Here is a 22,965-nt window from a genome sequence, read left to right as displayed (position 1 = left end):
CATGCGCCCCGAGCCGTCTCCGGCCGGCTCGGGGCCCGGGCCGGTCCCGCCTGCCCCTTGCGATCGAGGTGAGCACCGCCTAACTTGAACTGACGGTCCGTCAGATTTGCGGATGGGGCAGTGAGGAGTTGGGTCATGGTCGGCAAGGACGGCGACACCAGGGAACTGCCCAAGGTCATCAGCGTGGACGATCACGTGATCGAGCCGGCGCACCTCTTCGAGACGTGGCTCCCGAGCAGGTACCGGGACAAGGGGCCGAAGCCCTTCACCGCCGGTATCGGCGACCTCGCGTACGTCGGCGGGAAGTACCGGTTCACCACCGATCCGGACGGCCAGCTGACCGACTGGTGGGAGTACGAGGGCGAGCTCTTCCCGTACAAGCGCATCATCGCGGCCGTGGGCTTCTCCCGCGACGAGATGACCCTTGACGGCATCACCCGGGAGCAGATGAGGCGAGGCTGCTGGGACCCGAAGGCCCGGTTGGCGGACATGGACCTCAACCACGTCGAGGCCTCGCTCTGCTTTCCGACCTTCCCGCGCTTCTGCGGGCAGACCTTCGCGGAGGCCGACGACAAGGAGGTCGGGCTCGCGTGCGTCCGCGCCTACAACGACTGGATGGTCGAGGAGTGGTGCGGCGACAGCGGCGGAAGGCTGATCCCGCTGTGCCTGATCCCGCTGTGGGACGTCGACCTGGCCGTCGCGGAGATCCGGCGTAACGCGGCCCGTGGCGTGCGGGCGGTGACCTTCAGCGAGATCCCGACGTACCTGGGGCTGCCGTCGATCCACTCCGGCTACTGGGATCCCTTCTTCGCGGCGTGCGAGGAAACCGGGACGGTCGTCAACATGCACATCGGTTCGTCGTCGCAGATGCCGGCGGCGTCCCCGGACGCGCCCCCCGCCGTCCAGGCCTCGCTGAGCTTCAACAACGCCATGGCGTCGATGATGGACTTCCTCTTCTCCGGGGTCCTGGTGAAGTTCCCCCGGCTGAAACTCGCGTACAGCGAGGGGCAGATGGGGTGGATCCCGTACGCCCTGGAGCGTGCCGACGACGTGTGGGAGGAGCATCGGGCGTGGGGCGGGGTCAAGGACCTGATCCCGGAGCCGCCCTCGACGTACTACTACCGGCAGATCTTCTGCTGCTTCTTCCGGGACAAGCACGGCATCGAAGCGATCGAGACCGTGGGTGTGGACAACGCGACCTTCGAGACGGACTACCCGCACGTCGACTCGACGTGGCCGCACACGAAGGAGGTGGCGGCGGAGCATGTGGCCGGCCTCTCCGACGAGGTGACGTACAAGCTGCTGCGGGGGAACGCCATCCGGATGCTGGAACTGCCCTTCGACTGAGCGCTCCGCTGGAAGTCCAGGAGGCGGCCGAGCGGTGTCCGTCGCAGGCCATCAGCATCATCGAGTGAGTCAGGTGGCCGGATAACGCCACTGGAAGGACGCCAACGCCCTGGCCCTTTCCTCCACGACGGCCATCCGCGCATCGCGCTCGGACGGGTCCACGTGGGCTGCCTGGCCGGTCGCCTGCCCCTCCCACTTGCGGTACAGGAGCCCTACCGCCGCGGAGAACCAGCCTCGGCTCACGGAGTTCAGCGCGAGCAGGAGGCCGGTGTCCTCGGATGCCGGCAGTGCCATCCAGCCGCCGAGGGCGACCAGCAGATCCCGCCGCACGAAGAGCGTCGCCGGATGGACCTGGGCACGGAAACCGTTCGCCTTCCAGAAGTCGAGCACGGCTCCGCGCTCGACGGGCCCGTCGTCCGGGTCGCCGGGAAAACCGGCCGTCGAGCCGTCGGGCATGAGGTCCAGGACGCGGGAGGTCGCCCAACCGATGGTGGGGTCGGCTTCGAGGGCCGCCAAGTCGCGGGCCAGGGCACCCGGGGCGAGCTGGTCGTCGGCGTCCAGGACCTTCACGTACTCGCCGCCGGCGTGGGCCAGGGCGATCGTGCGGGCGATGCCGGGGCCACCGGGCCGGCCCTGCCCGAAGGTCACCCGCTCGTCGTCGGGGACGTAGGGGCGGACCTCGTCGGTCCTGCCGTCCTCCTGGATCAGCCAGTGCCACTCCCAGCCCTCCGGCAGCTGCTGCTCGCGGAGGGACTTGTACGCCTCCGGCAGGAATCGGGCCGAGGGCGCGTGAACAGCAGTGACGATGATGATGCGCCGGCTCACGGCAGCACTCACCACCTTTCCAGGGAAGTGGTGAAGAGCAGCTCCGTGCGGTCGCCGGGCAGCGTGATGTCGGAGATGTCCACAATGCGGTCATTGATGTCGTACGACGTCTTCCGGAGCAGGATCACCGACGTCCCGGGCGGCAGCTCGAGCTCGTCCGCCTCTTCGGGGGTCGGCGGACGGGCGGTGAAACGCTCCTCGACGCGGTCCAGCTCGATGCCCACCGTGTAGAGCTGGTTCTGGGTGCCGCCCGGCCAGGGCTCCTTCGACTCGTCCAGGAGGTCGGGGTTGGCGGCGATCATGTCGCGGACGAGGTAGGAGGTCACGAGCTTGAACGGCGCGGTCTCGGCGGCGTGGCGCGTCCGGTAGGTCCGTTCGAGGAGTTCGGTGCCCATGGGGACGCCGAACGCGTCCGCGAGATCCTTCGCCGCCCTGATCACGCGGTACTTCGCGAAGAAGACGAGATCCCGCGGCTCGAGGCCGGTGTCGTGCTCCGTGGCTCCGGTTTCCGCACGTGTGGCCCGCGGCTTGCGGGCTCGGTCCTTCTCCCACTGGTGCCGGGTGTTCGCGCGGACCGCCAGTCTGCGGGGGATGTCGTCCGCGATCACTTCGTACGCCTTTGGCACTGGTGCTCACCGACCCCAACGACTCCACCCTGAGCCTACGACTCCTGAAGAGGTCTTGACGACCGGGGGCGAGTGCGGGGCGAGCGGAGGGCGATTGGGGGGCGATTGGGGGGGGCGAGTTGCAGCAGGTGGGCGCCGTGGTCGACGGCACAGAAGCGCCCGATCGCTGGCGACGGGGGATGCACCAGCGATCGGGCTATGGCCAAGACTAACAAGGCTGCTTGTCCGGCGGGAGGCGACTGCTCAGCCGCGACGAGGCGGTGTGATCGGGATCACGACTACGTCATTGGCCGCACGGAGGCTCGTACGAGAGCCGGGGCAGGTACTCGTGCCACTTCTCCGGCGTCAGAACACCCCGAGTGGTCGAGCAGATGCGCCGAATGGCGTCGTCGGCATCCAGTTTCCACAGTCGGACGGTGTCGGCGCCGCTCGATACCCCGAGCATGTGGCTGTTGGGACTGAACGACAGGAAATTGCCCGTCTTGGCATTGGGGCTCATCGACTGGCCGATGGGAGCGGCATCGGACGGGGCGGTGATGTTCCAGAGCCGGACCGTGTTGTCGTCGCCGCCGCTCGCCAGGGTGCGGCCGTCCTCGCTGAACGTCAGCGACACGACCGCTTCGGTGTGACCGGTGAGGGGGGACCCCTGCCGGGTCGCCCTGCTGGGATCGCTGATGTTCCACAGGCGGACCGTGTCGTCGTCGCTGCCGCTGGCCAGGGTGTGGCCGTCCGGGCTGTAGGTGAGGGAGTTGACGGGACCCAGGTGGCCCGCGAGGGGCTTGCCGAGCGGGGTCGTGCGACGCGGGTCCGTCACGTCCCACAGGCGGATGGTGCCGTCCGCGCTGCCGCTGGCCAGTGTGTTGCCGTCCGGACTGAACACGAGGGCGTTGATGTAGCCCTTGTGGCCCCTGAGCGGGGCGCCGAGGGGCACGACATGGGAGGGGTCGCTGACGTTCCACAGTTGGATGGTGCGGTCGTCGTAGGCGGTGGCCAGGGTGCGCCCGTCGGAGCTGTAGGCCAGCGCTTCGGGGCCCATGAAACGGGTGTGCAGGGCGATGGGGGGTCCCGAGGAGACCGGGTGGGACGGGTCGGTGACGTTCCACAGGTACACCGCCCGGCTCGCCGTCAGCACGGCGAGGGTGTGGCCGTCGGGGGAGAACGCGAGCGAGCGGTCGCCGCCGTCCCCCGGCATGAACGGCTCGCTCAGTGACCGGGGACGGTCGGGGGCCTCGACGTTCCACAGCCGGATCCGTCCGTCGCGCGCCGCCGTGGCCAGGACCTTGCCGTCCGGGCGGAACGCTCCGCTCCGGCCGATCATGTCCGACGTCGGGATCGACCACAGCCGGACCTTGTTGTCGCCGCTGCCGGTGGCGAGGGTGGCGCCGTCGGGACTGAACCCCAGGGCGTACATCTCGCCACTGCTGCCCGCGAGGGGCTCACCGACCTGGGACGGGTACGCCGAATCGCTGACGTTCCACAGGCTCGCCGTGCTGTCCGCGCTGGCGGCGGCGAGCATGGAGCCGTCCGGGCTGAAGGCCACGGACCAGATGGGACCGGTGTGGCCGGTCAGCGGCCCGCCGAGCGCCGCCGCGCGGTCCGGGTCGGTCACGTCCCACAGGCGGATGGTGTCGTCCGTGCCGCCGCTGGCGAGGGTGCGGCCGTCGGGGCTGAAGGCGACGGAGTGCACCGTGCCGTCGTGGCCGGTGAGCACCGGTCGGATGGACTTCGGGTGGCGCGGATCGGCCGTGTTCCAGAGCCTGATCGTGCTGTCGTCGCCGCCGGTCGCCAGCGTCCGGCCGTCGGGGCTGAAGGCGAGGGAGCGTACGGCGCCGGTGTGGCCGGTCAGGGTGTCCAGGGCGGTCGGCCTGCTGGGGTCCGTCATGTCCCACAGGTGCACGGTGTGGTTCTCGTCGGCGGTGGCCAGGGTGTGGCCGTCCGGGCTGAAGGCGAGCAGGTAGATCGTGCCGCCGTGGCCGGTCAGAGGGGCGTGCAGGGGGCGGGGGTGGCTCGGGTCCGTCACGTTCCACAGGCGGACCGTGCCGTCGTCGCCGGCGCTGGCGAGGGTGTGCCCGTCCGGGCTGAAGACCGCGCTGCTCACCCAACTCGTGTGGCCGGTGAGCGGCTTGCCCAGGGGCACGGGGTGGGAGGGGTCGGCCACGTCCCACAGGCGGACCGTGCGGTCGTAGCTGGCGGTGGCCAGAACCTTTCCGCTGGGGCTGAACGAGGTGAGGTAGACGGCGCCGGTGTGGCCGAGGAGCGGGGTGGCCAGCGGGGCGTTCACGATCGAGATGAGGCGGTTGCTCGCGCCCGCGTCGTCCGGGCGCAGGCGGTGGGCGACCAGGTCGAGCTGGGCGGACAGCGACGGATCGGTGTACTGCACGCGGTCGGCCTCGGCGATCACCTGCTCGAACACGGCGTCGTTACGCTGCTGCCAGGCGATCACCGCCGCGCCGGCGGCGAGGATCGCCAGGACGACGAGCGTCGACACCGCGGCCCGGCTGATCCACACCGTGCGCTTGCGCAGCCTGGCCGACGCGGCGAGGAAGTCCACCGCGCTACGGGTCAGGAAGGTGTTCCCGGCCGACTTCGCCCAGCTGTGGGCCTGTTCCAGTCGCGAGCCCCGGTAGAGCAGCGAGGAGTCGCGGTTCGAGCCCTCCCAGGCCCGGCCGTCCTCCTCCAGCCGCTGGCGCAGCAGATGGTCGCTGCGGTCCTCGTCGATCCAGGTGCGCAGCCGCGGCCAGGCGGTCAGCAGCGCTTCGTGGGTGATCTCCACGGTGTCCGAGTCGAGCGTCACCAGCCGGGCGCGCACCAGCGCTTCGAGCGACTCCTCCGTCTTGCCGGGGTCCGTCGACTCCTCCGCCAGCTGGCGTCGCGTCCCCCGCCTACGGGTGGCCTGCGTGTCCTCGCCCAGCCGGACCAGCCTGAGGAGGAGCAGGCGCGCGGCCGTGCGCGCTGCCGGGTCCAGGCCGGACCAGGCCCGTTCGGCGGTCGCCGCCACCGCGCCCTGGATTCCGCCCGCCGCGCGGTAGCCGGCCAGCGTCAGCCTTCCCGCCTTCCGTCGCTGCCAGGTGGCGAGCAGGGCGTGGGAGAGCAGCGGCAGCACCCCCGCGTCGTGCGCCCCGCGGGGTCCGTCGGCGCTCACTTCCCGGACGATCAGCTCCGCCAGCCCCGGTTCGAGTTCCAGCCCCACGGCCTTGGCCGGCCCGGTCACCGCTTCGCGCAGTTCCGCGGTGGTCAGTGGCCCGAGCACCATGTGCCGGTGTTGCAGCGCGTCGGCCAGTTCGGGATACCCGAGGCACTGCTCGTAGAAGTCGGCGCGTATGCCGAGCACCACGAGCACGGGGGCCGGGCCACCCGGGTCGGCGGGCGTGCACGCGGCGTGGAGGAACTGGATGAAAGTGCGCCTGTGCGCCTCGTCGGAGCAGAGGGTGAAGGCCTCCTCGAACTGGTCCACGATGACGACCGGACGGGCGGCGGTGGCCGTCTCGCGTTGCGCCCACGCCGTGAGGGTTTCCCGCACGGCGTGCGCGAACTGCGAAGTACCGGACGGAGTGCCGGACTCCTTCGCGGCCGCTTCCTTCGCGGCGGATACGACGGGTTCGAGCTCGGGTATCCGGCGGGTCAGCTCGGCGAAGGGATCCGCGCCCGGCACCAGCTGGAGCACCTCCCTTGCCCGGCTGCCCTCGTCACTCAGTCCGCCGTTCTGCAAGGTGGGCACCAGGCCGGCGTTCAGCAACGAGGACTTCCCGGCTCCGGAGGCGCCCACGAGCATGACCAGGCCACCCGTCCTCTCCGCTGCGCGCAGCTGAGCGACGAGAGCATCCGTGCTCCGCTCCCGGCCGAAGAACCACCGGGTGTCCTGCCGACGGTAGGGAGCCAGCCCCCGGTACGGGCACACCCCGCCGGGGACGGCCACGGCCTCGGCCGACTGGCGTTCCTTCTCCTCCGCGGCGGATGGCGCAGGGGGGTCGCCGACCGGGTCGGCCACGGCGCGCTCCCAGAGCCGCTGCCACTGGGCCAGGTCGTACAGGCCCGTGGACACCGGCGCGGGCCGCGAGCGCCGCGCTTCGGGGATCAGGACGTGCAGCACAGCGGCGAGGGCGGCGAACTGGGCAGGTACGTTCCTGGCCCGTCGCCAGTCGCTGATCCGCTGGACGGACACCCGCACGGGCCGCCCTCGTTCGTCGACCCGCTGAAGTCGGAGGACCGCCTCGGACACGCTCTTGAGGGGAGGGTTACCGGCTTCCTTGTACAGCAGCGCGAGACGCTCCGCGAAGGCTGTGCGTGCCCCTGAGTCGGAACTCAAGGCCTCCACCCCTTACTTCCCTCGCACTTGAACATCCGGACCGGAAAACTCACTTTATACGGCTGACCTGCGATGAAGCCCTCGTCCGGATGCCGGAACCTCCTCGGCGAGCGCCATGGCTGGCAGGATCATGCAGTAGCAGCGTAGTAACAGGGCGTCGCCCGGACAGTCCATCAACCTCGATCCCGCGCCGACCCGCCGACACGGCCCGGATCGACGCCGCTCGCACCGTCCGGCACCGGTCCCCACGAGGGGAGGGACCGGTGCCGAACGACGCGATGCCAGGCGATACGAAGGGGCCCCCTCCTACGGGAGGGCGGCCTCTTCGACGTACCCAAGGACTACCCGCCCTCAACCGGCAGCGCGGAGATGTTTCTGGGACCGGCAGTCCCGGCAGTCCCGGCAGTGTCCGGGTTCCGGCGCGCGGAAGGCCCGGTCGCAGCCGTCGCAGGTCTGCAAGGGCAGCACGGCGGGGCGTTCCGCGATCTGCGGGAGCGGGGGCGGCGCGGGCAGGGGCGTCTCCCGGAGGCGGAAGGCGAGGACGTTTGCCGGACGAGCCAGGAAACTGTCGGGCAGTCGTGCGGTGAGCAGCTCGGTGATCTGCGCCGCTCCCACACCCGCCGCCATCCACCGGGCGACGGCCGGTGCCAGACGGGCGGCCTCCCGCTCGGACAGAACCAGACGGGGGTCGATCCGGCGCAGCGCAGCCAGCACGGCGAGTGCCTGCGGGTCGGCGTCGGCGAGTGACACCGGGTTCTCCGCCCGCTCCCGGGCCGGAGCGGGCACCGCTTCCTCCACGACCGAGGAAGCGGGCGCCGCCGCCTCCGGAGCGGCGGGCTGCTTCCGAGGCGGCCGACGCGGCTTCGGCGGCTCTGGAGGCCCCTCGGGATCCGGAACACCGCCGCCGGGTACGTCGTAGAAGTACGTCCGGGTACGGATCTGCCCGGCGGAGAGTCGCTCGCGGCGGCGCTCCAGATATCCGGCCGCTTCGAGCTCCCTGAGGGCCCGCGAGATCAGAATCTCGCCCTCGGTGAAGTGCTCGCACAGCGCGGCGATGCTCACGGGGGAGCCGTCGGGCAGGGAGAGGATGTAGGCTGCGACGCCGATCGTGACCGCGCTGCCGCGTCGTTGCGCGAGGGCGTTGGAGATCACGGTGAAGTCGGCGGTGAGCCGGGTGCGTACGTGGATCACGCCGGAGGTCGGAACTCCGGCCTCGGCGCGCAGGCGCGCGTTAAACTGCGATTCAGCCATCGGGAAGAGGTTCACTTCCTGATCGGTCAGGCCCTCGTTCGGGATTGCAGTCCCGGCCGGGGGCCGTATCTGTTTGCGGTTGTCGCGGCGAACGTAACCGTCCGCATCCTGCCCCTGCAAGCCAGTCACTCGGACGGGTGACGGGGGCCGGGAGGACGCGGGAGGGTGGGCGGGCGGGTAGTTCTTTCCCCCGGTTCTTTACGGAGGTCAGCGGCCCGCCGGACCCTCGCGGACAAGGATCCGGCGGACCCGGAAGACGGGCCGTGACCGGGACCTGGTTGACTCAGACGCGGCGCTGACCGGTCTTCAACTCGCCTATGAACGTGGCCCAGGAGTCGACCTCGAAGGTGAGCGCGGGACCGCTCGGGACCTTGCTGTCACGGACGCGGCCTCCGGGAAACGACCGCCCGCCGTCCCGCCCTCGTCCTGCCCCGACGGAGAGTCGGGCCGCGGCCTGCTCCTGGTGCACGGCCGCCGCCCGAGGACAGGTAAAGCCGAAACTGTCACACATCTCCCAGATCTGTAACACTTTCAGCCGGTACCCCCCCTCCGCGGACACGCCCCGGCGAGGGCCGTGGCCGTCCCAGGGTGAAGAGCCACCGATCGCCGACTGGCCCGCGACCTGGGTACAGCGTGCCTGAGACACTCCATCTCCAGTGCCGTGCTTCGAGGAGATGCCATGCAGGTAGCCGTGGTCACCTTTGACGGATTCAACGAGCTCGACAGCTTCATCGCCTCCGCGCTGATCAACCGGTGCCGAAAGGACGGCTTGGAGGCCTTCATCACGACGCCGACGCCGATGGTCACGTCGATGAACGGTGTCGAGGTGACCGGGCAGCGCCCGATGGAGTTCGTGACCGAAGCCGACGTCGTGCTGATCGGTAGCGGGGTGAAGACGCGAGACGTGGTCGCCGACGACCGGCTGATCTCCAGGCTGCCTCTCGACCCGTCCCGACAGCTGATCGGTGCGCAGTGCTCCGGCGCGCTGGTGCTCGCCCGGCTCGGGTTGCTGGATGGCATGCCCGCCTGCACGGACCTGAAGAGCCGGCCCTTCGTCGAAGCCTGCGACGTCACCGTGCTGGACGCGCCGTTCCACGCTGAGGGAAACATCGCTACGGCGGGCGGCTGCCTGGCGTCCCAGTATCTGGCCACCTGGGTGATCACCCGAACCCTCGGGGAGGACCCCGCACGCGACGTCATCGGCTACGTGGCTCCGGTAGGCGAAAACCAGGAGACCGTCGAGCGCGCCATGCGTGCCGTCCACACGGGCGAGACCGCACTGCGCTGACACCCCGCGAATCAGCCCTCGCTGGTTGCCTCGCTAACCTGTGGCGGTTACTCGCCGGTGGCGCCGTCGATGGCTTCGCGGAGGAGATCCGCGTGGCCGACGTGGCGGGCGTACTCCTCGATCACGTGCTCGAGGACGAACCGCACATCGGTGTCACCGAACTCGGGGTTCGGAACGATGCGCGCAGGGTCCTCGGTCACCTGCGCGAACACCTGCCGCGACTCCTCGCACGCCTTCAGGTAGTCCTCGTACACATCCTTGGCCGGCGTGGGGTCCGACTCGTCGTACCACTCGCCGCCGACAGCGGTGACGTAGGTCCGATAGGGGAAGTATTGAGGGGTTACGCCTGCCAGCGTCCGCTGGAACCAGGCACGCTCGACCCCCTGTAGATGGCGCATGAGCCCGAGCAGGGTCAACGCCGACGACCGCACAGGCCGTTGCCGCAGTTGGGCGTCCGAGAGGCCCTCGCATTTCCACAGGAAGGTCGCTCGGTGGTAGTCGAGGTTCGAGGCGATCACCTCCAGCCAGGACCCCGATACCGTGCGCTCCGGTCGAACGATCTTCTGGACCACAATGTCGCTCACGCTGGGCGTCTCCTTGCTGAGCAGCCTTGACGAAGTCCGGTGCGGTATCGCGCCCACTGCTCCCCCGTGTCAAGCGCGTCCAGCCAAGAGGACTCCCCTCCGCATCGAAACTCATCGCCCGGTTCGATTCCGTCGCTGACCGACCTGCCCCTTTCGGTTGATCTGTTCTGTCCTGCGAGGCCGAGGTGTAACACTTCCGGCCGAGTTCGCTCTTTCCCATCGGACGACCGCGTCGGTCGGCCAGGACAAGGAGCACGACTCGTGCAATGGACGGACGAAAGCGGCAGAGCGTACGGCGGGGATCCGTACGGCGGCGCGTTTTGCGCAGCCGGCACCGTGCGGCGGCTTTTCTGACTCGTGCCGCCACGCCGGCCTTCGCCGGGATTCACACAGTCCATTCGAACTCGAAACGACCTGAGCCATGCCACCACACTGTCAGTGGTGCGAACTGGTGTGCGAGAAGTGGTCGGAACGCTTCCTGGCACACCACAGACAAGAGGGAGACCCGTATGCCCGTCGGTCGCTTGACCCGCAGAGGAGCACTGCCCATCGTCCTACTGTCCGCCGTCGCCCTGCTGGGCGCCGGGAACGCCCCGGCTGTAGCGGACAGTAGCGTCTCGCTGCCGATCTCCTCGGCCTCGGACATCGTGGTGGACAGCGTCTATCAGCACCTTTTCATCAGCGACGCCGCTGACAGCAGCGTCCTGGTCACCGACTACGACGGCTCCGTCGTCACCGAGATCCCTTCGCAGTCCGGCGCGGCGGGGCTCGCGATGGACGAGGATTTTGTTTACGTCGCGCTGCCGAGTGCCAACGCCATCTCCGTGATCAACAGGTCCACGCTTCAAGAGATAACCCGCCGACCCACCGGAGTTGGCATCGCGCCGCAGCACCTGGCCTTCGCGGCCGGCAAGCTGTGGTTCGGCTACGACACATCACTCCAGGGCAAGCTCGGCTCCCTCGACCGCTCCGGCTGGTATATGACGCTCAATCAGGACGGAAACCATTCGTGGAAGTCGGCGCCGCTCCTCGCGTCGTCTTCGGGGGCTCCAGGGATGTTGGCGGCTGGAGCCCCCGGACAGAGCCCGACCGAATTGCAGGTCTACGACGTCTCGTCCGGCACCGCGGTGTCGACGGCATACGCATCGGACCCCGGCAGCCAGGGCGGCGGCAACGTGTCGGACATGGCCCTCGCCCTGGACGGCAAGGACGTCGTCACTGCCAGCGCTTCGCCCCAGTATGCCCAGGTCTTCCGTACTTCGGACCTGAGCGTAGATGGCAACTACGCAACCAGCGGGTCGCCGAACGCCGTGGCCGTCTCCCCGGACGGCAGGGTCGCGACTGGCATAGCTGGGCCCGCCTCGACGGACCTGTCCGTCTTCCTGCCCGGAAACTCCACAGCCGTGCAGAACTACGATCTCTCCGACGACCTCGTGCCTGCGGGGCTCGCGTGGGATCCGTTCAATAACCGCCTCTTCGCCCTCACTCAGCCCAGCGGCGGCGGCCCCGTCACGCTGCACGTGGAAACGCCCGCGAAGGCCGACACCACCATGGAGCTCCAGGTACCCGCCACGGCCAAGCGCAACAGGCCGCTGACCCTGAACGGCACGCTCAGCTCGCCCATCGCCATTCCGGACGCAACTGATGTCAGTGTGACCCGCACGGACTCGGCGTCGCCCAACGGCATCACCGTGGGCAACGCCGGCGTCAGCAGCCTCAACACGTTCACGATCACCGACATCCCGCCGGTGGCTGGGGTGGTCACCTACACCGTCACCTACGCAGGTGACAACGCCCACAACGGAACAACCGCCACAGCAACGGTCCAGGTTTCCAAGTAAGCGGGATGTCAGACGTGCTGCCTGGGTGCCATCGAACCCGGGCAGCACACTTGGCCGCGAGCCGCCCTGTCATTTGGACAGTGGTCGGTCTGCGGCGGGACACGACCACGTGCGAGGGCTCCGAGCTCCGGTCAGTCCTTGTCCTTGCCTTCGTGTTTGTCGGCCTTCCCGGCGCTTGGTCCGCCGTTGGTCGCCTCGTTCTCTTGGTCGGCGGGTTGCGCCGAGGATGGGGAAAGTGACGGCGAGAGTGAGGAAACGGTGCTGTCCTGCATGGGCGACGGGGACGTGGCGGCGCTCGTGGACGGCTCAGCCTGCGGCCCCTGCGCCGAGCCGGTGCCGGGCGAGAACCAGGCCAGGCCGACGAGCAGCGCCACGGTGAACAGGGCGGTGCCACCCAGTACCGCCGACAGGCGGGAACGGCCGAGGAACGGCAGCCGCGAGCGGCGGGGCGCGGTCCGGTGCACGCTCGTCTTCCACTCGGTGTCCGCCACCGCGACGAAGGCGGGCTCGGACGTGCCCGGCATCGAGGTGGCAGAGGCCGTCGCCGCCGGACCGGGGACGGTCGGCCCGCCCGGATGTCTGTGGCCCTGGTACTCGCTCGGCAGGGGCTCCGGCGCCCCGTGCCAGGCTCCGCGCCCGAACCAGCCGGTCACCTCCTGGGCGGTGGGCCGGTTGTCGGGTTCCTTGGCCAGGAGGCCGAGCAGATAGCTCTCGAAGGCCGGCGGAAGGTCGACGCTGAGCTGCCGGGGCGGCACCGGGGGCGTGTCGAGGTGCTGGTGGAGGATCGCGAGGGCGGTGTCCGCCTGGAACGGTGGTCGGCCGGTGAGGAGTTGGTAGAGCACGCAGCCCAGCGAGTAGATGTCGGAGGCCGGGCCGGCAGTGCGGCCCAGGGCCCGTTCGGGCGCGAGGTAGAGGCTGGTGCCGATGATCTGTCCGGTGGCGGTGAGCGCCGCGCCGGGGTCGTCGAGGAAGCGGGCGATCCCGAAGTCGCCGATCTTCACAGTGCCGTCGGCGTCCAGCAGAAGGTTGGCGGGCTTGATGTCCCGGTGGACGATGCCCTGCCGGTGGGCGGCGGCGAGCCCGGAGGCAGCCTGCGCGGCGATACGGGCCACCCGCTCGGCCGGCAGCGGACCGGAGGCGGTGAGCACCCGGGCGAGGCTGTCACCGTCGACCAGTTCCATCACCAGGAACAGGCGGTCCTGGTACTCGCCGAAGTCGAGGACGCCGACCACATGCGGGTGGCTGAGACTGCCGGCGGTCTGTGCCTCCAGGCGGAAGCGGGAGACGGCGGTGGCGTCGGAGTTCTGGGGGAGCAGGAGTTTCACGGCTACCGGTCTGCCGAGCGTCTCGTCGAAGGCCCGCCAGACCTCCCCCATCGCGCCCTGCCCGATTGCGTCCCGCAGCCGGTACCGGCCCGCTATCAGCACCTGTGTCTCATCCTCATACCCGAAAACGTCCCGATCGCCGCAGGCCATGACTCACCGCGAGGGCGGGAATCAAGGTGGAGGGTGCCGCAGCGGCTCCAGCGTACCGGCCCTGCAACTTCCGCCCGTCACGAGAGCGTTGGATCTGTGACCGTCTTCCGCCGCCGGTGATGTTTCAGGGACGTGGTGCGCTGGACAGAGTGACCCGATCATGAGGGTCGAGGCGCCCGCTCTCATGGGGAGGTACGCGGGCGCCGACCGCGGGAGCGGGCCGGCTCCCCGTGCCGGCTCGCTCCTGCGCGCGTACGGCAGCCCGGGTGTCCCACGTGGCAGTGGCGCCCGGGCTGCTGTCGTGAGCGGGGCGACTGTGAGGCCGCCCGCTACTCGGCAAGTGGTCGGGACGCTGGAGATGAGGAGTCTGTCCGCGCCTCCGCAAAAACCCGTTGGCGGACCACGGCGACCACTGCTACTTTTCCGGAGGCCGTGCGAGAGAACGAGGAGGTGGTACCCGTGAACGCAGTATCGACATGGGTGCTCCCCTCCGGGGTCACGGTCGGGCGATAGGTCGTCCGGGAGCGCCGCTCTGAGCACTCCCGAAAGGCACGACCATGCAATTCACTTCCGAGCAGCGCCTCGACGACGGCGTCCTCGAACGCGAATTCACCCTCGGCGAGATCCCCGGCACCCTGTGGACGCCTGAATCCGCCGTACCGGTCCCGCTGATCCTGATGGCCCACAACAACGGCCTGCCCAAGGGGGAATCCCGGCTGGTGGCCCGGGCCCGGCACTCCGCGGCGTACGGCTACGCGGTGGCCGCCATCGACGCCCCCGGGTGCGGCGACCGGCCCCGTTCCGCCGCCGACGAACAGGCCCGCGCCGACCTCCGCCGGGCGATGCAGGCCGGCGAGCCGGTCGACGAGATCTTCGAGTCCTTCATCGGCCCACTGGTCGAAAAGGCGGTCCCGGAGTGGCGGACCACCCTGGACGCCCTCCTTGCGCTGCCCGAGATCGGCGGCCCGGTCGGGTACTCGGGGTGGACCGCCGTCGGCATTCGGCTGGCGGTGGCCGAGCCGCGGATCGCGGCCGCCGGTTTCTTCGCCGGGGGTTACGTGCCCCGCGCCCAGCGCGAGGAGGCCCGGCAGGTCACCATTCCGCTGCTGTTCCTGCTGCAGTGGGACGACGAGGGGAACCCCCGGCAGCGCGCCCTGGACCTGTTCGACACCTTCGGCAGCAAGGAGAAGACGCTGCACGCCAATCTGGGCGGGCACGTCGGCACCCCGTGGTTCGAGGTGGAGGACGGGGGTCGGTTCTTCGGCCGGCACCTGAAGTGAGGCCGGGCAGACGCTAGGTGGGGTCGCCAGGATGCCGCTCATCGAGGACAGGTTCCGGCCCTCCTCGATGGCGGTGGCCGGCAGATGCACGACCGCCCCGATCGCGGCGGTACCGGCCATCGGCGGTACCGGCCGGTCGGGGCGGACTGTTGCGTTCGGCCCCCTCTTTGGCCCGGGTGGCTGTTTAGCCTGATCGGGCCCTGTGCCGAGGCCCCGTACGGGGGCACCTCCCCACCCGCTGCGGTACGCCGCGCCTCCTCCCGGGAACCCCTCCTCCGCACCTGACCGACGGAGATAGGAGGTCCCATGTCGCAGGAGGCTGCCGAGGCGGTCGATCCGAAAACCGATGCGGACGAAGAGGCACTGGACCGTGCCATCGCAGCGGGCCGGTCCGGCGCTCCCCCCGGCGGGACGGACAATTCGAGCCCGCAAAACGCTCTGACCCGGCCCGACGGAAGCCCGGCTGCCCGCAGGCAGCCGAGCGGGGAGTAGGAGGCGCGCCGTGGCGCTGAGGTTCAAGAACAACTACGAGCGCGAAATCTGGACGATGGTCGAGCGGTACCAGCCCAACTGCTCGGCCAGCAGCAACTGGCGGAAGGAGGGCTGGTGGCAGATCGGCCCCGGGGAGACCGCCGTCGTCTACGGCGGTGACGCAAAAGCCGTCAACCCGATCTGGTACTGCTACGCCTACGCGGGCGACAACACCGAGTGGCGGGACAAATACCAGGAGACGGTCCCGCACAGTGTCTTCGAGTGGTGCTCGAACGTCTCGGACTCGAGCTCGCGGACGATCCTCATGCTGGAGTTCACCGTGACCGCCCCGGACTTCACGTTCAACTTCAACCCGTAGCCGGCAGACCCGACAGACCGACCGATCCGGGCGGACGGTCTGGGCAGGCTCGCTTCTCCAGGATTTCTCCAGAGAACCTCTGAGAACAGGTCAGGCCCGGTGCTGATTTCTCAGCATCGGGCCTGACCTGGTGTTTCGGCTGTCGGGGTGGCGGGATTTGAACCCACGACCTCTTCGTCCCGAAGCAACTTGGGAGGGGATGCTGCCTTGGTCTGGAGAGCCTCTCACCTGCACTCCTGGTCCGCAGGCGTCCGTGGTCGTCCGCGGTTGTTTGTCGGCGTTGTCACGCAGTTAGGCCCTGTCTCCCCGATCACGAGCGGAGCCAGATGAGGATGGCTGCGGCGGTGACGGTTCCGAGGAAGACGTACGCTCTTTTGTCGTAGCGCGTTGCGACGGCTCTGAACTGCTTGAGCTTGTTCACGGCCCGTTCCACCGTGTTCCGCGCGGCATAGCGTTCGGTGTCGAAGCCCGGTGGCCGCCCGCCGCGTGAGCCTCGCCGCTCACGGGCAGCGATGGTGTCGCGCTTCTCCGGGATGGCATGGCTGATTCCCCTGCGTCGCAGATAGGCGCGGATCTTGCTGTTGCTGTAGGCGCGGTCGGCGCTGACGCTGTCCGGCAACCGCCGTGGTCGGCCCGAACCCACGCGCGGGACCCGGATCTTGTCCATGACGGGGATGAACTGGGTGCAGTCGGCCCGCTGCCCCGGGGTGACGAGCAAGGCCAGCGGACGGCACAGCCCGTCCGAGGCCAGGTGCACCTTCGTGGTCAGCCCACCGCGCGAGCGGCCCAGGGCCTCGCCAGGTGCGCCACCGCCTCCCGGAGGCTGCGGCGCATGTGCGCGCGCACGTGAACTGATCTTCGCGCAGCCCCCTTTGCCCCAGCCGGCAGGGCCGGTGGCGGCTTCCTCGGTGCACCGGCCGCATGCTGATGGGCGCGGATCGAAGTGGAGTCGACGTTGATGTCCCAGTCGATGTCGCTCACCGCATCGGCGACGGCCTGGAGGTGGTGAAGCAGGCGTTCCCAGGTGCCATCGGCCGACCAACGCAAGTGGCGCTTGTGGACGGTCTTCCACGGGCCAAAACGTTCCGGGAGCTCTCGCCACCGGCCGCATCGGTTGTTGCTCACCGGCAGCAGTGACTCCAGCACGGCCCACTCAGCGTCGGTCAGATCACCCCGGCTCATCATGAGCGGAACAACGAGCGACCTGATGCCAGCGGCACGGTCAGACCGACGCGTGACCGGTTGTTTCCGGACGTCCACCGTGCTGGAGCCACTCCGGCGCCAGGATCGACATCACCGTCGCGTCCACCCGCTCGCCCTCCCAGAGCAGCGCGTCACGCAGTACGCCCTCGGCGACGAACCCCACCTTCTCGTAAGCGCGGCGGGCTCGCGGATTGAACGCATAGACCTCCAGCGAGATGCGGTGCAGCCCCAGCTTCTCGAAGCCGTATCCGACGATCAGACGGGTCGCCTCCGTCCCCAGGCCAGATCCGTAGGTGCCGGGCACCAGGCAGATGCGGAAGCTGCAACTTTCGTTGCCTGGGTCCCACTCGTTGAGGACCGCCTCGCCGATGACGTTCCCCGTCGCCAGCTCGACCACGGCAAGGTCCAGCCGGTCATCTTGCTCCCGACGACTGTCGTACCAGGTACGTATTCGCCCCTCATCGGGCACACCGTCGTCATGACTGCCGGTCAGCCGTGATGCCTCTGTGTCCAGGAACATCGGCATCAGCGCAGGCACGTCATCCACCGTGACTGGCCGGAGCAGCACCTGTTCCCCTCGTAGCGACGGCTTGCTGAGGAAATCCGGGCGTGAAACATCTCGAACGTGATCAACCATGGCCGCATTGTGTCCGGCCGAACCGCCCAACGTCCTCCTGATATTCGCCACAGGACCCCGTGATCGGGGAGACAGGACCTAGACACTCACCCGGTGCGGTGCTCGTGCAGAGGAACCACCGGTGAGGGTCTCTTGAGTGCCGTCCTGCGAGCCCGCCGCCCCTCTTCGTCCGGCCTGGCGAGTGCTGTAGCACCCTGAATCGCAGGGAAGGGCTGGGCAAGCACGCTGCGGGGCAGACTACTTGGCGGCACATGCAAGGGAGCGATTGCGCAGTTCGATCTGAGAGTCACCGGTCTATTTGGGGGACATGTGAGCTTGGCTGTTCAACTCCCAGCTCTGATAGGCGTCGTGATCGGCGGGGTTGTCTCCTTCGCCGGCAGTGCGCTATCTGAGCGATTCCGATGGAAGCGGGATGTGCAACGCGAGTGGAGCCAGCGCCGATTCGAGGCGTACCGAGAGCTAATCCATGTAGCACATGTTCAGGTTGGTGCTGCGCGTTCGCTTGCGACCACAAGGAATCTCCTCGAAGGACCCCCTCCCGTTTCTACTGAAGACGGGATGAAAGAGATCGCCGAATCTGATAGACGCCTGGCACTCGCATACGAAACGGTACAAATGATCGGAGATGAGCAAGTTGGTAGGGCTGCACATGCGTTTCGCTCGGCCTTGTGGCAACTGAGCGACTACGCACGCGGATTGATTGAGGTGGACGCAGCGGAGTGGGGAAAGGCGTATAAGAGATACCGGATATCGCGTGACGGATTCCATTCCGCCATTCGCCACGATCTCGGCATAGCTGGGCGAGGGTATCAGCGCAATACGGCAGGACTTTCCTCTCGTCCCCCCACCGTTGAGTCCCCGTGAGACGAGCAGATACTGCTTTCCGAGCTCGCCGTTCTAAAGCCCCACCTTAGGAGAGAGGCTGGGTGATCTCACGCTTGAGTTGCGGCTTCGTCGGCCGAGGAAGCGGCCGCTCCTCGACCGCAGGGAACCGGTGTTGACCGTGACTGACCCCTGCATCTGGCACGGTTGTGGCACGAACCTCATCCGACGACAGCCAGCCACGACGGCGGGTGCGCCGACCGACCACGCACGCGTGTGCCTCGCTGCACCCCCACCAGCCTCCACCACGCTGCCCGCACGCGCTCAGTGCCATCCCTCATGGTGCACGATGTGGCGTCGGTTGATGCCGCTGGGAGGATGGGGAACTATGTCGTCGCTCGACCGTCTCAGGACGCTGCTGGGCGAACCGGTGACCTGGGGCTGGGCCAGGCCGCGTCTGTGGACGGCGTCCGAGCAGTATCTCGGTGTCGGGCTGCCTTCGGATTACAAGGCGTTCCTGGATCTGTACGGGCCGGGGAGCATCGACGGTTACCTGTCGCTGAGCCGGCCTCTGGAAGCCGACGCCACCGAATTGGACCGGTTGTGGTCGCTGGAGGACTGGCGCCGGGCGCGACTCAGTGCCCCGGACCTGTATCCGTATCCCTTCCACCCCGATCCTGGCGGCCTCATCTCCTGGGGTTCTGACGAGCATGGCAGCGAGTACTACTTCCTCGCGATCGAGCCGGACCCTGATGAGTGGCGCATCGTCGTCAGCAGCGAGTGCAACAGTTGGTTCGAAACTGCGGGCACCTTTTGCGACTTCCTCGTGCGCTGCTTCGATCGCATCGACCGGCCGCCTTTTATGGCCCGCGCTTGGCCCACTCCTGATGCCCGCTACCACTCCTATGCCTGATGCAGCGCTCGCATCGCCCAGCTCGGCATGTGGCTGACACCCGCTTTAGGAGTTCGATCCGAGCACGGCCCGGCTGCTGCCGTCGACTGGTGCGACGGCCGGACAGAGTCGCTGGCGTACGCCCCCGTCCGGCGTCGTTGATGTCAGTCGTAGATGTCAAAGGGCCTTCTGATCCATAGGCCTAGCCGATCCTCTGAAGGGTCGCGAAACAAGTCGGAGACGCTGTGGTCGGGGGCGGCGGCTGCGGGGGAGGGTGGGTCTGGCCGGCATCCGGCAGCACCGAGGCGCATATGGTCTAACGCGTTCGGTCGTCGGCAGCGACTGCGATGGTCCGCGGGTGGGCCTCAAATCCGCTGGGGCTGCCAAGCCGGTGAATCAGTAGACAGAAGGTACTGATGGTGATCGCGCTCGTTCTCTGGCTACTGCTGCCCGTCGCCTGGGCGGCGCTGCCCTGGCTGCCTCCGAACCGGGCGTTCGGCTGCTTCGTGGCAGCGGTGCAACTGATGCTGTCTGTAGCGGCCCTCTCCGTCGGAATGCCGACGGAGAATCTGCCGGCGTGGTTCCTCATACCAAGGCTGGTCTCCTTTGCGGCGCGACTGGCGTCTGTGCCCTTGATTCGCCCGAGGAAAGGATGAGCGACGCCGTGCGGCGATGATCTCGACCGGAGGAGACTGCGAACTGCGACGCCCGCTTTAGGAGCGAGGTTGGGCGATCACATGCGTGACCTGCGGATTCCCTAGCTTGGGCAGACCCCGGCGGAACTCACCCCTATGCCCCTCGGTTCCCCGTGAGTCCCTGTCCGTTCTGGCACGAGAGTGGCACGGCCCGGGGCGGCGCCTTGACTCCCTCGATGCGAACTACGGGCGGGTAAGTCACTGCGGTCTCCATACCTGGTCACGGGGTCGGGGGTAGTCACCCGCACTCCCCACAGCCCGCTACCCACCTCTGAGGGGTAGAGAGTCGGGTGTATCGCACTGTTAGATGCGGGCGTGCCGAGGAACGATGATTACGAGCGAACCAGTACTCGATTGACCGTCTGGGGCTGCCTTGCCGGGTTGGCTGTGGCCCTAGCCATTCCGGTGTACATACTGGTGGCTGTCCTCCTCTTTGGGATGCCAACCCCGTAACCCACCACACCGACCTGTAGTCGACGACGGCGAGAGGTTGGCTGCGAGACTTTGGGCTGGAGCTGCCATGGGGCGAGTGATCATGGCCCCGTAAGCTTCTGGCGAGTCGGGCCCCGCGCTGGGCACAGGATTTGAACCTGTGGCCTCATCCTTATCAGGTCGATCACGGAGCCTCGGTCCATCAGACAACGCCTAGATGAACGGCAATGCTGTGGTCGCTGGGGGCCGCCATGGTTCGGTTCCGTTCATCGCTGTTGGTGTCAGCCGTTGGTGTCAGTCGTCAGTGGGTGGCTTGACAGCACTGGTGCTCAACCTGTCGCACGATGCGGGTGACAGTTGACCGGGAGAGGGCATGACACGCAGCTCTTACGCGAGGGAAGTCATAGGACCTGACGACGTCACCTTCTCCGACGTGTGGCTCCTCGGCGGGTTCCTGCTCTTCGGGATCGTCGCGTTTGCCTACAACGCCTGGCTTATCAGGAAGGCCGAGGAACGCAGCTTCAAAAAGGGCTGTGTACTGGCCTTTTGCGCCACCGGCTACCTGAGCCTGGCCCTGTACGGATTCGTCTGGGCCTTGGCCCACGCGATCGACAACAGTTAGAAGATCGCCGAGTCGATTCCCTGTAGGCACAGCACTGCGCCCCCTGACAACGAGAAGGGGGGAGCACCCCGCGCACGCCACTACGGGCCCGCAGTCGGAAGCGGCGCCCTCTCCACCCCGGTGCCGGCCGATCCCCCGCCGGAGGCACTGTCTTGACCGCAGCCCACGTTCTGCAGTGATCGCCTCATGGCCGCTAGCCTCGTGTCAGGGCCTTGACCTCCGGAGGCAGGCTGCCACTGGGTTGGACGGCGAGGAGCATGACCTCGTCCGAGGGGTACCGCACCGCGATGGCGATACGTGGATTCAAGCCGTCGACGGCATAGGCCGTGGTCGGTTCGGGCCCTGCGACATCGCCGTTGTGGCCTGTGTCATCGCAGGGCGGGAACTCGGCGGGGCCGAGTGCTTTGCCTGCGGTGAAGTCGACGTTGGCCACCTGCGTATAGGTGCGGCCCCCGTACGTGGCAGCGATCACACATGATGACCCTCCGGCCTCCCCGCCACCGCCCTGCGCTGAACAGGCGGTCGTCAGCGCGACCCCGACCATGATCATGCCCGAGTGCAACGGCAGCCACCGCGATCGTGTCGACACGTCGGCGTCGCGGCGGCGTGAAATCCTGATTCGCATCAGTGGGCTCCTTCTGGAGCGTGCGCGCTCCGTCTCACCGGGTGCCGCGTAACCCGTGGGGAGTTCGGACCCCCGGCGCGTCTCCCGATCAATTCATGAACATGACGGAGCTCAGGGTGGACGGGTTCATTCCGCACCAAGACGGAGGCGAAGAACAAGCTCAAAGAGGTGCTGCGGGACCATGAGGACGGCCTCGCCATCGCGCCCACCAACTACACCGTCAAGGACGCGGTGAGGGACTGGCTCGCCTACGGCCTGGCCGGCCTCGACCCCAGCACCGTCGATACCGTCACGCTCCTGAGCGAAAAGCACGTCATCCCCTCGCTCGGCGCTCGCAAGCTCCGCGATCTCAGCGCGGAGGACGTGGACCGCTGGCTCGCCACCAAGGCAAAGATGCTCAGCACACGCACCCTCCAGTCCCTCCACTCCTGCCTGAACCGCGCGGTCAAGCGGGCCATGGCGCGGGACAAGGTGAAGCGCAACGTCGTCGAGCTGTGCTCCGTGCCCCAGGGCCAGGCGGGGCGCCCGTCCAAGGCGCTGACGTTCGCCCAGGCCGACGCGGTGCTCAAGGGGGCCGAAGGGACCTCGATGCACGCGTACATCGTCGTCGCGCTGCTGACCGGGGCCCGCACGGAAGAACTGCGCGCCCTCACCTGGGACCACGTCTTCCTGAAGGGCCGACCCGAGATGGACCCGCCGCAGCCCGCGCACATCGCCGTGTGGCGGTCCGTCCGGCGGAGCGCAGACACCAAGACCAGAAAGTCCCGGCGCACGCTAGCCCTGCCGACGCGCTGTGTGGATGCCCTCTGGCAGCAGTTCGAAGATCAGGGCTGGGACCGGCTCGCCGCTGACGACGAGTGGGAGGAACACGGGCTCGTCTTCTCCTCGGCCGTCGGCAGGCCGCTCGACGCAGCCAACGTCCGCCGTGCCTTCCGCCAAGCGCTCAAGGACGTCGACGGGATCGATGCCGGCGAGTGGACACCGCGGGAGCTCCGGCACAGCTTCGTCTCACTGCTGTCGGACCGGGGCGTCCCACTGGAGGAGATCTCCCGGCTCGTCGGGCACTCAGGGACGGCTGTGACGGAGGAGGTCTACCGGAAGCAGATCCGGCCCGTGATCCAGACCGGCGCCGTGGTCATGGACGGGATCTTTGGAGCCCAGGAACGGCGGCCGTAGACACGCGGAAAGCGATAGTCACGCAGATAGACACGCAGCCAAAAACAGGTGAGGCACCTAGGAACATTCCTAGGTGCCTCACCTGGTGTTTCGGCTGTCGGGGTGGCGGGATTTGAACCCACGACCTCTTCGTCCCGAACGAAGCGCGCTGCCAAGCTGCGCTACACCCCGATGTCGCTGCTTGTCGC

At 68.3% G+C, this 22,965-nt stretch carries 19 protein-coding genes and 1 tRNA gene; 9 read left to right on the top strand and 11 right to left on the bottom strand.

The annotated features are described in order from the left end of the window. The first annotated feature begins 135 nt into the window (after positions 1-135). Positions 136-1,347, top strand: a complete 1,212-nt coding sequence (locus ABT114_RS04855) for an amidohydrolase family protein (protein ID WP_351138642.1) — start codon at positions 136-138, stop codon at positions 1,345-1,347. Positions 1,348-1,416: 69 nt separating this feature from the next. On the opposite strand, the gene ABT114_RS04850 is transcribed toward ABT114_RS04855, so the two are convergent. From ABT114_RS04850 to ABT114_RS04830, 5 genes are all read right to left on the bottom strand, one after another. Continuing rightward, positions 1,417-2,172 carry a glycosyltransferase family 2 protein gene (locus ABT114_RS04850; protein ID WP_351138640.1) on the bottom strand — a complete coding sequence of 252 codons (756 nt, stop codon included), beginning with the start codon at positions 2,170-2,172 and terminating at the stop codon, positions 1,417-1,419. Positions 2,173-2,180: 8 nt separating this feature from the next. Continuing rightward, positions 2,181-2,798 carry a UTRA domain-containing protein gene (locus ABT114_RS04845; protein WP_351138638.1) on the bottom strand — a complete coding sequence of 206 codons (618 nt, stop codon included), beginning with the start codon at positions 2,796-2,798 and terminating at the stop codon, positions 2,181-2,183. 283 nt (positions 2,799-3,081) lie between these two features. Further along, positions 3,082-7,113, bottom strand: a complete 4,032-nt coding sequence (locus ABT114_RS04840; RefSeq protein WP_351138636.1) for an nSTAND1 domain-containing NTPase — start codon at positions 7,111-7,113, stop codon at positions 3,082-3,084. Between the two features lie 342 nt (positions 7,114-7,455). Beyond that, positions 7,456-8,355 (bottom strand): hypothetical protein, encoded by a 900-nt coding sequence (locus ABT114_RS04835; RefSeq protein WP_351138633.1) that lies wholly within the window; start codon positions 8,353-8,355, stop codon positions 7,456-7,458. A 283-nt stretch (positions 8,356-8,638) separates the two neighbouring features. Beyond that, positions 8,639-8,824, bottom strand: a complete 186-nt coding sequence (locus ABT114_RS04830) for a DUF397 domain-containing protein (RefSeq protein ID WP_351138631.1) — start codon at positions 8,822-8,824, stop codon at positions 8,639-8,641. A 210-nt stretch (positions 8,825-9,034) separates the two neighbouring features. Here ABT114_RS04830 and ABT114_RS04825 point away from each other — a divergent pair, with 210 nt between their 5' ends. Next, positions 9,035-9,643 carry a DJ-1/PfpI family protein gene (locus ABT114_RS04825; protein WP_351138629.1) on the top strand — a complete coding sequence of 203 codons (609 nt, stop codon included), beginning with the start codon at positions 9,035-9,037 and terminating at the stop codon, positions 9,641-9,643. Positions 9,644-9,690: 47 nt separating this feature from the next. On the opposite strand, the gene ABT114_RS04820 is transcribed toward ABT114_RS04825, so the two are convergent. Further along, entirely contained in the window at positions 9,691-10,227 is a 537-nt protein-coding gene (locus ABT114_RS04820; RefSeq protein WP_351138627.1) for a DinB family protein, read from the bottom strand. 509 nt (positions 10,228-10,736) lie between these two features. Here ABT114_RS04820 and ABT114_RS04815 point away from each other — a divergent pair. Then, positions 10,737-12,068, top strand: a complete 1,332-nt coding sequence (locus ABT114_RS04815; protein ID WP_351138625.1) for a YncE family protein — start codon at positions 10,737-10,739, stop codon at positions 12,066-12,068. 131 nt (positions 12,069-12,199) lie between these two features. Here the strand turns inward: ABT114_RS04815 and ABT114_RS04810 are convergent, their stop codons facing one another. Beyond that, a complete protein-coding gene (locus tag ABT114_RS04810; protein WP_351138623.1) occupies positions 12,200-13,495 on the bottom strand; it encodes a serine/threonine-protein kinase in 1,296 nt (431 codons plus the stop codon). 605 nt (positions 13,496-14,100) lie between these two features. On the opposite strand from ABT114_RS04810, the gene ABT114_RS04805 reads away from it, so the two are divergent. Further along, positions 14,101-14,823, top strand: coding sequence for a dienelactone hydrolase family protein (locus ABT114_RS04805; protein WP_351138621.1), 723 nt, complete (start codon positions 14,101-14,103; stop codon positions 14,821-14,823). Positions 14,824-15,325: 502 nt separating this feature from the next. Continuing rightward, the gene (locus tag ABT114_RS04800) at positions 15,326-15,673 is read left to right on the top strand and encodes a DUF1036 domain-containing protein (RefSeq protein WP_351138619.1); all 348 of its coding nucleotides are present in this window, start codon (positions 15,326-15,328) and stop codon (positions 15,671-15,673) included. 310 nt (positions 15,674-15,983) lie between these two features. Here ABT114_RS04800 and ABT114_RS04795 read toward each other — a convergent pair. Continuing rightward, positions 15,984-16,855, bottom strand: a protein-coding gene (locus ABT114_RS04795) for an IS5 family transposase (RefSeq protein WP_502987824.1) whose coding sequence is annotated in 2 segments (ribosomal slippage) — positions 15,984-16,526 and positions 16,529-16,855 — 870 coding nt in all. Because the reading frame shifts where the segments join, the coding sequence is not laid out codon by codon here. Between the two features lie 40 nt (positions 16,856-16,895). Then, positions 16,896-17,513, bottom strand: coding sequence for a GNAT family N-acetyltransferase (locus ABT114_RS04790; RefSeq protein ID WP_351138617.1), 618 nt, complete (start codon positions 17,511-17,513; stop codon positions 16,896-16,898). 1,210 nt (positions 17,514-18,723) lie between these two features. Between ABT114_RS04790 and ABT114_RS04785 the strand changes: the two genes are divergently transcribed. The 3 genes from ABT114_RS04785 (at position 18,724) to ABT114_RS04775 (ending at position 20,976) form a co-directional block, all read left to right on the top strand. After that, entirely contained in the window at positions 18,724-19,248 is a 525-nt protein-coding gene (locus ABT114_RS04785) for an SMI1/KNR4 family protein (RefSeq protein ID WP_351138615.1), read from the top strand. 395 nt (positions 19,249-19,643) lie between these two features. Beyond that, positions 19,644-19,883: a hypothetical protein gene (locus ABT114_RS04780; RefSeq protein ID WP_351138613.1), complete on the top strand. Its 240-nt coding sequence runs from the start codon at positions 19,644-19,646 to the stop codon at positions 19,881-19,883. A gap of 844 nt (positions 19,884-20,727) precedes the next feature. Then, the gene (locus ABT114_RS04775) at positions 20,728-20,976 is read left to right on the top strand and encodes a hypothetical protein (protein WP_351138611.1); all 249 of its coding nucleotides are present in this window, start codon (positions 20,728-20,730) and stop codon (positions 20,974-20,976) included. Positions 20,977-21,169: 193 nt separating this feature from the next. On the opposite strand, the gene ABT114_RS04770 is transcribed toward ABT114_RS04775, so the two are convergent. Beyond that, complete coding sequence (locus ABT114_RS04770; protein WP_351138609.1) at positions 21,170-21,601, bottom strand: DUF6281 family protein; 432 nt, start codon at positions 21,599-21,601, stop codon at positions 21,170-21,172. 168 nt (positions 21,602-21,769) lie between these two features. Between ABT114_RS04770 and ABT114_RS04765 the strand changes: the two genes are divergently transcribed. Further along, positions 21,770-22,777, top strand: a complete 1,008-nt coding sequence (locus ABT114_RS04765; protein WP_351138607.1) for a site-specific integrase — start codon at positions 21,770-21,772, stop codon at positions 22,775-22,777. Positions 22,778-22,874: 97 nt separating this feature from the next. Here ABT114_RS04765 and ABT114_RS04760 read toward each other — a convergent pair. Continuing rightward, positions 22,875-22,948: transfer RNA gene (locus ABT114_RS04760), tRNA-Pro, on the bottom strand. Positions 22,949-22,965: the final 17 nt, after the last annotated feature.

The organism is Streptomyces sp. NPDC002088 (genome assembly GCF_040296605.1).
Classification (GTDB): domain Bacteria; phylum Actinomycetota; class Actinomycetes; order Streptomycetales; family Streptomycetaceae; genus Streptomyces.
This window is presented reverse-complemented; position numbering and strand designations above follow the sequence as displayed.

Bases quoted from the DNA above. Each gene is read 5' to 3' on its own strand.
- ABT114_RS04790 (WP_351138617.1), bottom strand. From the start codon at position 17,513: ATGGTTGATCACGTTCGAGATGTTTCACGCCCGGATTTCCTCAGCAAG.
- ABT114_RS04780 (WP_351138613.1), top strand. From the start codon at position 19,644: ATGGTGATCGCGCTCGTTCTCTGGCTACTGCTGCCCGTCGCCTGGGCG.
- ABT114_RS04775 (WP_351138611.1), top strand. From the start codon at position 20,728: ATGACACGCAGCTCTTACGCGAGGGAAGTCATAGGACCTGACGACGTC.
- ABT114_RS04855 (WP_351138642.1), top strand. From the start codon at position 136: ATGGTCGGCAAGGACGGCGACACCAGGGAACTGCCCAAGGTCATCAGC.
- ABT114_RS04770 (WP_351138609.1), bottom strand. From the start codon at position 21,601: ATGCGAATCAGGATTTCACGCCGCCGCGACGCCGACGTGTCGACACGA.
- ABT114_RS04835 (WP_351138633.1), bottom strand. From the start codon at position 8,355: ATGGCTGAATCGCAGTTTAACGCGCGCCTGCGCGCCGAGGCCGGAGTT.
- ABT114_RS04825 (WP_351138629.1), top strand. From the start codon at position 9,035: ATGCAGGTAGCCGTGGTCACCTTTGACGGATTCAACGAGCTCGACAGC.
- ABT114_RS04815 (WP_351138625.1), top strand. From the start codon at position 10,737: ATGCCCGTCGGTCGCTTGACCCGCAGAGGAGCACTGCCCATCGTCCTA.
- ABT114_RS04785 (WP_351138615.1), top strand. From the start codon at position 18,724: ATGTCGTCGCTCGACCGTCTCAGGACGCTGCTGGGCGAACCGGTGACC.
- ABT114_RS04805 (WP_351138621.1), top strand. From the start codon at position 14,101: ATGCAATTCACTTCCGAGCAGCGCCTCGACGACGGCGTCCTCGAACGC.